Annotated in this window: 7 protein-coding genes and 1 pseudogene; 6 read left to right on the top strand and 2 right to left on the bottom strand. The window is 67.3% G+C overall.

The window, feature by feature from the left end; translation table 11 throughout:
• Together ACFQEU_RS08185 and ACFQEU_RS08180 are read left to right on the top strand one after the other, a co-directional pair.
• Positions 1–358: pseudogene (locus ACFQEU_RS08185) on the top strand (M24 family metallopeptidase); the annotation flags it as partial.
• A 72-nt stretch (positions 359–430) separates the two neighbouring features.
• Entirely contained in the window at positions 431–1,723 is a 1,293-nt protein-coding gene (locus ACFQEU_RS08180; RefSeq protein ID WP_379781051.1) for a M24 family metallopeptidase, read from the top strand.
• A 15-nt stretch (positions 1,724–1,738) separates the two neighbouring features.
• Here ACFQEU_RS08180 and ACFQEU_RS08175 read toward each other — a convergent pair whose 3' ends face one another.
• Entirely contained in the window at positions 1,739–3,178 is a 1,440-nt protein-coding gene (locus ACFQEU_RS08175) for an NAD(P)/FAD-dependent oxidoreductase (protein WP_379781049.1), read from the bottom strand.
• Positions 3,179–3,331: 153 nt separating this feature from the next.
• Between ACFQEU_RS08175 and ACFQEU_RS08170 the strand changes: the two genes are divergently transcribed.
• Together ACFQEU_RS08170 and radB are read left to right on the top strand one after the other, a co-directional pair.
• A complete protein-coding gene (locus ACFQEU_RS08170; RefSeq protein WP_379781047.1) occupies positions 3,332–4,693 on the top strand; it encodes a sodium-dependent transporter in 1,362 nt (453 codons plus the stop codon).
• Between the two features lie 74 nt (positions 4,694–4,767).
• Positions 4,768–5,475 (top strand): DNA repair and recombination protein RadB, encoded by a 708-nt coding sequence (gene radB, locus ACFQEU_RS08165; RefSeq protein ID WP_379781045.1) that lies wholly within the window; start codon positions 4,768–4,770, stop codon positions 5,473–5,475.
• A gap of 115 nt (positions 5,476–5,590) precedes the next feature.
• On the opposite strand, the gene ACFQEU_RS08160 is transcribed toward radB, so the two are convergent.
• A complete protein-coding gene (locus ACFQEU_RS08160) occupies positions 5,591–6,730 on the bottom strand; it encodes a CBS domain-containing protein (protein ID WP_379781043.1) in 1,140 nt (379 codons plus the stop codon).
• 238 nt (positions 6,731–6,968) lie between these two features.
• Here ACFQEU_RS08160 and ACFQEU_RS08155 point away from each other — a divergent pair, with 238 nt between their 5' ends.
• Together ACFQEU_RS08155 and ACFQEU_RS08150 are read left to right on the top strand one after the other, a co-directional pair.
• Complete coding sequence (locus ACFQEU_RS08155; RefSeq protein WP_379781041.1) at positions 6,969–7,652, top strand: HAD family hydrolase; 684 nt, start codon at positions 6,969–6,971, stop codon at positions 7,650–7,652.
• A 122-nt stretch (positions 7,653–7,774) separates the two neighbouring features.
• On the top strand, positions 7,775–8,021 hold a 247-nt coding region (locus ACFQEU_RS08150), incomplete at its 3' end, for an aldo/keto reductase (RefSeq protein ID WP_379781039.1).

Below are 8,021 nucleotides of genomic sequence, written 5' to 3'. Positions count from 1 at the left end.
CGGTGCCGGCGAGGGACCGGACACCGCCGGCGACGTGTTCGACGCGATCCGCGAGGCGTACGCCGCCGTCGGCTTCGCCGACGAGTGGAAGCGCCACCACCAGGGCGGTGCGGCCGGGTTCGCCGGTCGCGAGTGGATCGCGACCCCCGACAGCGACGAACCGGTGACTCGACCGATGGGCTACGCTTGGAACCCCACGATCCGGGGAGCGAAAAGCGAGGACACGTATCTGGTCGCGAGCGACCGCTTCGAGACGCTGACGAAGACCGGCCAGTGGCCGACTCACGAGGTGGAGTCGGTCGCTCTCGATAGCCTCCCCTCGGCCTCGTTCGAGCGACACGCACCGGTCATTCGCTGAGAGGGATACCCGCTGGAACCGAACGGGTTCACCGTCCGAAAGCCTATGTTCGGCCCCCGTGACCGGATGGGCATGTCCGACACAGCCCTCATCGGCGAGAAGCTCGAGCAGGCGGTCCGCCTGCTCCGTGAGACCGACACCGACTGCTGGCTCACCGTCGCCCGCGAGACGACCGAGATCGACGAGCCCTGTCTCCCGTTTCTGCTCGGGTTCGACGTCGTTTGGCCGACGTTCGTCGTCGTCACCCCCGAGGACGAGCGACACGTCGTTATCGGTCGTCACGACGCCCCGAACGCTGACGCGCTCGGCGAGTACACGGTACACCCGTACGACGAGTCGTTCGAACCGGCGCTCCGAACGGTGATCGATAACGTCGACCCGACGGAGATCGCGGTCAACTACGCCCGCGACGACGTAGTCGCCGACGGCCTCACCCACGGGATGTATCTCCAGCTCACCGACGCGCTCGCCGGAACCGGGTACGAGGACGCGCTCGTGAGCGCCCGTGACGTGGTCGCGCGCCTCCGAAGCGAGAAGTCTTCGATGGAGTACGACCGGGTCGCGCGGGCCGCCGACGTCACGATCGAGCTGTTCGACGAGCTCGCGGCGGCCTGGACGCCGACGTGGACCGAGGCGGACGTCTCGGCGTTCTTCCACGACCGGATGCGGACACGCGGTCTCGAGAGCGCTTGGAGCTGGGAGTACTGTCCGACCGTCCACGCCGGCGGAGACGCACCGGTCGGACACACGACCCCCGGCGACCGCACCCTCCCCCCGGGCGAGGTGCTCCACGTCGACTTCGGGGTGAAACACCGCGGCTACGCCGCGGACATCCAGCGACTCTTCTACCGACCCGCGGACGGCGACGGGGACGACGGCAAGAACGACAGCGATGGCAACGGCGACGACGGCGGCAACGAGAGTGAGGGGGACCCGACGACGCCGCCGGCCGACCTCCGGGCCGCATACGACGACGTCCGAGCGGCGATCGACGCCGCCTTCGAGACCGTTGAGCCGGGAGTACAGGGGTTCGAGGTGGACGCCGCCGCCCGGTCGACGATCACCGACCGGGGCTGGCCGGCGTACGAGCACGCCGCGGGACACAACGTCGGGCGGAACGCTCACGACGGCGGGACGCTGCTCGGTCCGCGATGGGACCGGTACGGGGAGTCGCCGGAGGGGATCGTCCGTGAAGGGGAAATATACACCCTCGAGCTCGGCGTCGACACGCAGTGGGGGTATCTCGGACAGGAGGAGATGATAGAGGTGACGGCCGACGGCGCGGCGTACTTCGTCGAGCCGCAGACCGAGTTGTACACGCTCGTGTCAGAGGAGGGTGTCGGATCCGTGGGGAACGGCCAGTGATCTCCGCTCGGGGCCTCAGTAGACGTATTCGTCCTCGCTGATCGTCACGTAGTCGCGTTTCGTCTTCCGCTTGTTCCACTTGTAGCCGAGCAGGAGCTTCAGCGACTCCCAGCCCGAGCGGTACGGCTGTGCCAGCAGCCCATCACCTGTGTCCGCCGCGAGCATCGCGTCCGCCGCCCCGATCACCCGGTCCCAGTCGGCGGGGCCGTACTCGGCGACCATGTCCGCCATCGTCACGTTCCGGACGACCTCGTCGCCGATCGCCTCCTTCCAGCGGCGGTTGTAGGCGGCGAGATCTCCGCTTGCGGCGAGCTCGCCGGCGATGGCACCCGTCCGGACGGCGACGTGGTCTCCACCCTCGTGGAACGCCGACGTCGTCCCCATCGCCCCGCCGACGACCGCGATCCCCGCCTCGGTCGGCGAGTCGATCGGTCGCGTCGAGGAGATCGGGTACGTCTCGGTTCCGCCGCGTTTGCCCGCCTCCTCGACCAGCGGAAACTCCGTTTCGATGTCGTACTCGTCGCCGAACTGCCACTCCAACAGCCGCCGGATGTACTCGCCGCCGCTCGGGATCGACTCGTCGTCCGCGTCGAGCAGCTCGTACTCCGCGGCGTCGAACGCGTCGATGTCCATCCCGATCGGCATCGTCAGCCCGATCCGACAGAGCCGATCCTCGTTCGGGAAGATCCACGGGTACGCCGTTTCGCCGGGGATAACGCCCCACCAGAAGACGATGGCGTCGTCGAACTCCGCGAACACCTCTTCGGGAACTCGCCGGTACTCCTGATAGGCGATGTGGTTGGCCTCCGGCGGCGCGAGCCGGTCGGACCCACCCGCGCCCTCCGGGAGGTACTCGTCGAGCACCCGGTTCGTCACCGTCCGTTGTGGCCCGTCGGCGAGCACCAGGAAGTCGGCCCCGACAGTCCCGCCCGACGCGAGCTGGAGGACGTGTCGCGGGCCGCTGCTCCCCTCTTCGGCCCGTTCGTTTCCTCCTGTCGGCGTTTCGTTCCCGTCCGTCCCCGTCGCCGCATCGAGGTCCGTCTCCACCCCGCGAACCGACTCGCCGACGCGGTACTCGGCGCCGGCGTTCTCGGCACGCTCGCGCATCCAATCGTCGAACCGAGCCCGCTGGAAAGTGTAGCCGAACGTGTCGTATGAGGAGTCGATCCCCGTCGAGTACAGCGTCGCTGACTCGCTCGGCCCACGGAACTCCGCCCGGTTCAGCTCCCGCTGGACGACGCCCTCGTCGAACTCGTCGGGGTGGATCCCCATAATGTCGACCCAGTAATCGAGGATGCCCGCGGCGTCCGTCGAGTCGGGACCGAGTCCCTCCCGATCCGCCCGCGGGACGCCCTTCTCCAGCAGGAGGGTCTCGGCACCGGCGCTCGCAGCCGCGTGCGCCGCGGCGGAACCGGCGGGGCCGCCACCCACGATAGCGACGTCTACGCGTTCCATGTACCGTGAGGTCGGCTTCCGTCTATTAAATTCACGGTGTTTTCACGCCCCGTGCCCCTCGTCGAGTCCGATGATCGTTCGTTTAATTACATCCGGAATAAGGGGGTTTCGAAAGACATACTTTTGTATCCGCCCCCGAGTTTTCCGACGATCATGGCACGAGAGACGTGGGCGACACGAGTCGGGTTCATCCTCGCCGCCGTCGGAAGCGCGGTGGGGCTCGGAAACATCTGGCGGTTCCCGTTCATCACTGGTCAGGAAGGCGGATCAGCGTTCCTCCTCGTGTATCTCGCCTTCATTCTTCTCATCGGCTTCCCGGCGCTGCTCGTCGAGTTCGTCGTCGGCCGCCGAACGGAGCTCAACCCGGTCGGGGCGATCCGCGAGCTCGGTAGCGGGGCGTGGCAATACGTCGGCTACCTGTTCGTCGTTACCGGCTTCATTATCCTCTCGTACTACAGCGTCGTCGCCGGCTGGTTCCTGCGGTACACCGTCATCGGCGTGACCGACGGCTACGCGGCGGGTGCCGCCAGCCCAGAGGCCGCCGAGGCGCTGTTCGGGGGCGTCGCGACCGGGCTCGATTCGCTGCTGTTCCACGCGCTCTTTATGACGCTCGTGATCGGGATCATCGCTGCGGGGATTCGCAGCGGGATCGAGGTCGCGGTGAAGGTGATGGTGCCGGCCATCGTCGTCCTCCTGATCGGGCTCGCGGCGTACGGGTTCACGCTCGACGCCTCCACGGAGGCGTACGCGTACTACCTCTCGCCCGACTTCGGCGTTATCGCCGAGAACTGGACGAGTATCCTGCCCGCCGCGGCCGGACAGGCCTTCTTCACCCTCTCGCTCGGCATGGGCGTGATGATAACGTACGCCTCCTATCTCGGCGAGGACCGGAACCTCGCGGAGGACGCCGGCGTGATCGTCGGGCTCGATACGCTCATCGCCGTGATCGTCGGCTTCGTCGTCTTCCCGTTCCTCTTCGCCGCGGGGCTGACACCCGGCGACGGCGGTCCCGGCGAGATATTCGTGAGCCTGACGAGCGCGTTCGCGGAGATCCCCGCCGGCCGGGTCATCGGCGTGATCTTCTTCGCGATGGTCGGGATCGCGGCGCTCTCCTCGGCGATCAGTATCCTCGAAGTGCTCGCGTCCTACCTGATCGACGAGTTCGGCATCGAGCGGGTTCCCGCCGCGGCCGGGCTCGGCGTCGCGGTGTTCCTCCTCGGCGTGCCCGTCACCGTAGACCTCGTCTTCCTCGACCTGCTCGACCTGTTCGCCGACAGCATCCTGCTGGTGTTGGGCGCGCTACTGCTCGCGCTGTTCGTCGGCTGGGCCGTTCCCGAGGTCGCCCGCGAGGAGCTCGAAAGAGGGATCGGCGACCTCGGCGGGCTCGGCGACCTCTGGATCTGGGTCGTTCGCATCCCAGTCGTGATCGTCGTCTTCGTCTCGCTGTACCTCGGTGTCGTCGAGTACGCCGAGTTCCTCACCGGGGACTTCGCCGAGTGGCTGGCGGCCCGGTAGGCGAAACCGATCGCCAGTCCTCCAGTCCCGCCGTGACCGACCTTTTAAAGACGGACGCGGACTAACCGTCGACAGTGAGCGATCCGATCCGGACCGGGTGTGACCCGGTCGACGAGCTGTTGGGCGGGGGGTTCGAGCGCGGGGTCGTCACACAGGTGTACGGGCCGCCCGCGGCCGGGAAAACCAACCTCGCACTCACGGCGGCAGTCGAGCTCGCGGCCACCGGCAACCGGTCGCTGTTCATCGACACCGAGGGACTCTCCATCGACCGGTTCGAACAGATCGCGAGCGCTCGGGTCGAACGACCGGACGCCGATAGCGACGTCGAGACGTTGGCCGCTCGACTGGTGATCTCGGAGGCGTACGACTTCGATGACCAGCGCGAGGCCGTTCGCGACGCCGAGGAGCTCGCGGCGGAAATCGACCTGATCGTGCTCGACTCCGCGACCGGCTTCTACCGGCTCGAACGCGCCGGCGACACCGAAGGGGGCCAGTCCCTCCGGAAGGTCGCGAAACAGGTGACGCATCTCCTCTCGCTGGCCCGGCGACACGACCTCGCCGTGGTGATCACCAATCAGGTGTTCACCGACCCCGACAGCGACCGAGACCGTGCGCTCGGCGGCAACACCCTCAACCACTGGACCGGGACGATCTTACGCGTCGACCGCTTCCGCGGCGGGAACCGTCGGGTCACGCTGGAGAAACACCGGTCGAAAGCCGCCGGCGACTCCGCCACGTTCCGGATCGTCGAGGAGGGGTTGGCGGCGGGGATGGACGAGTAGCGGCCGCCGAGTCGCCGCGGTGTTGTACGGAGCGTCGAGGCTGGATATGTGCTCGGACGTCGAAACGAAGGGCGTCGAAACGAAGGTGAATAACAGGGCCCGAACCGCGGTCGCCTTACAGCTCGCCGAGCTTCCGGAGGAGCTGGCCGCGGTACTCCTCGTCGGCGTTGACGCCTTTGATTTCGAGGACGTTGCGTTCGAGCTTGTCGAGCGCGACGTGGAACGCGTGTTCCGCACCGTACCCCTCTCCGGAGCCACCGACCTGACCTTGGTTGGTCCGGAGCCGGATCTGACACTGGATGAGCGGCGTGCCGCGGAGCTTCTCCTTGTGCTCGTGGAGCCGGACGTGTGCGTGCATCACCTGCATCTCGGCGTACTTGTCGGCGACGCCCTCGATGGACTCGACGATGTGCTCGCGGGAGACGCGGTCGAGCAAGTCGACGTTTGTGATCTGGACGTCCATCGAGTCCTCCTCGGTGAACGTGAGCGCTCGGAGCACGTCGGTTTTCGTCACCATCCCCGCGACGGTGTCTGCGCCCTCAGGGGTGACGACCAGTCCGGAGACATCGTTGTCGAACATACGGGAGACGACGGCCTTCGCCGTCTCGTCGCCAGTCGCGGTGACGACGGGGCTCGACATGATGTCGTAGACGGGGAGATCGAGCATCCGATCGATGTCGCCTGCGCGGTCGCCGCTTCCCTGTCGCTCATGATCGCGGACGACGAACTCGACGATGTCGTTCGTGGTGACGACGCCGACGAGCCCACCGTCGTCGTCCAGTACGGGGAGCCGGGAGATCCCGTTCTCGCGGAGCCGGTTGATCGCCTGTCCGACGCTGTCGCCATCGTTGATCCCGATCACGTCGGTCGTGGCGACCTGGTCGACGGTGATGGCGTCGAGGCTGTCGAGGACGGCTTCGAGGATCTGGTCGACCGTGACGATCCCGTAGAGCTTCTCACCCTCGTAGACCGGGGCGATCTTCACGTCACCCTCGACGAGGAGGCGGGCCGTCTCGCGGACGTCTTCGGTCCGCTTGACGGAGGGGGCGGGCTTCATGACGACGGAGACCTTCGTGTCGTCCTCCATGCGCGAGCGCAGGAGCTGCTTCTCGCCGACCACACCGGCGTACTCGCCGTCCTCCGTGACGACGATCCCCTTGGGGTTCTCGCGCTCGAAGATGGACCGGACCTTGGCGAGTCGCTCGTCGGCGGCGACCTCGACGTACTCCGGCACTGCGATATCAGAGATGTTCATGATCCACCCGAAGGTTCGACGCGCCGGGTATTGAAAGTGCGGGAGTCCTCGCGCACCCCCGGAACGCGGGACAACACCCGCATACTGCGACCCTACGGGAACCCGGTCGCCCGTCGAGAGATCGTGTGCGCGCTTGTCGAGAGGCCGTACGTCACCCACCGCGACCTGTATGCCGGCCCGCTCACGACTCCCGACCGTGTGTGAAACCTTTTTGCCCGCTACCGACCAAGGATAGCGAGTGTACGACGCCGTCGTTCTCGACCACGACGGGGTGATCCTCGGGCGAACCCCGTTCGACACCCTCCGCGAGGCCGCCTGGGAGGCCTTCGAGCGGCAGGGCGTGTCGGACCCGGATCTCGCACACGTCGACGACATCGCCGTCGGCGTCGATCCCGCGACCCTGAGCGACATCTGTGAGCGATACGGTCTCGATCCGGCGGCGTTCTGGCGCGTCCGCGAGGAGCTCGCTACCGACGCACAGGCGACGGCGGCTCGCGCCGGCCGCAAGACCCCCTACGAGGACATCGACGCGCTCCGACACGTCGACGCCCCGCTGGCGGTCGTCTCCTCGAACCAACAGGCTACGCTCGACGACCTGCTCGACCACTTCGGGCTCGCCGACCGCTTCGACGTCGTGTACGGTCGCGAGCCCTCGATCGCGAGCCTTTCCCGGAAGAAACCCTCGCCGTACTATCTCGAACGCGTGCTCGAAGACCTCGACGCGACCACCGCGCTGTTCGTCGGCGACAACGAATCCGACATCGAGGCGGCCGACAACGCCGGGATCGACTCGGCGTTCATCCGCCGACCACACCGCCGGTCGTTCGACCTCTCGGTCGAGCCCACGTACGAAATCGACGACCTCCACGATCTGGTCTGTCTGTGCGGCCGACGGCAGACCCCCACCCTCGACGGGTCGTGATCCGTCGGTCGACGGCCCGCGAGTAGCACCTCGATGGGCCGTAGCCGGACTGCGGTCTCCCGTCACTCTCCCGTCGTCCGATGGTATGAAACCTTTAGCGGGTCGCGACCCGACACCCCGACATGCACCTTCCCCCGGTCGGCCTCGGGACGATGGGAATCGACGACCCCGTGCCGGTCACGACCGCGCTCTCGGTCGGCTACCGCCACCTCGACACCGCCCGGATCTACGGCAACGAGAGGGTCGTCGGCGAGGGGCTTGCCGCGAGCGAGGTCGACCGCGACGCGGTGACCGTCGCCACCAAGCTCTGGATCGACGACCTCGCGGACGACGCCGTCGAACCGGCAGCCCGCGAGAGCGCCGCCCGGC

Source organism: Halorubrum tibetense, assembly GCF_042661865.1.
Lineage (GTDB): Archaea > Halobacteriota > Halobacteria > Halobacteriales > Haloferacaceae > Halorubrum > Halorubrum tibetense.
The sequence above is the reverse complement of the archived record's forward strand: the minus strand, read 5'-3'. Positions and strand labels throughout refer to the sequence as shown.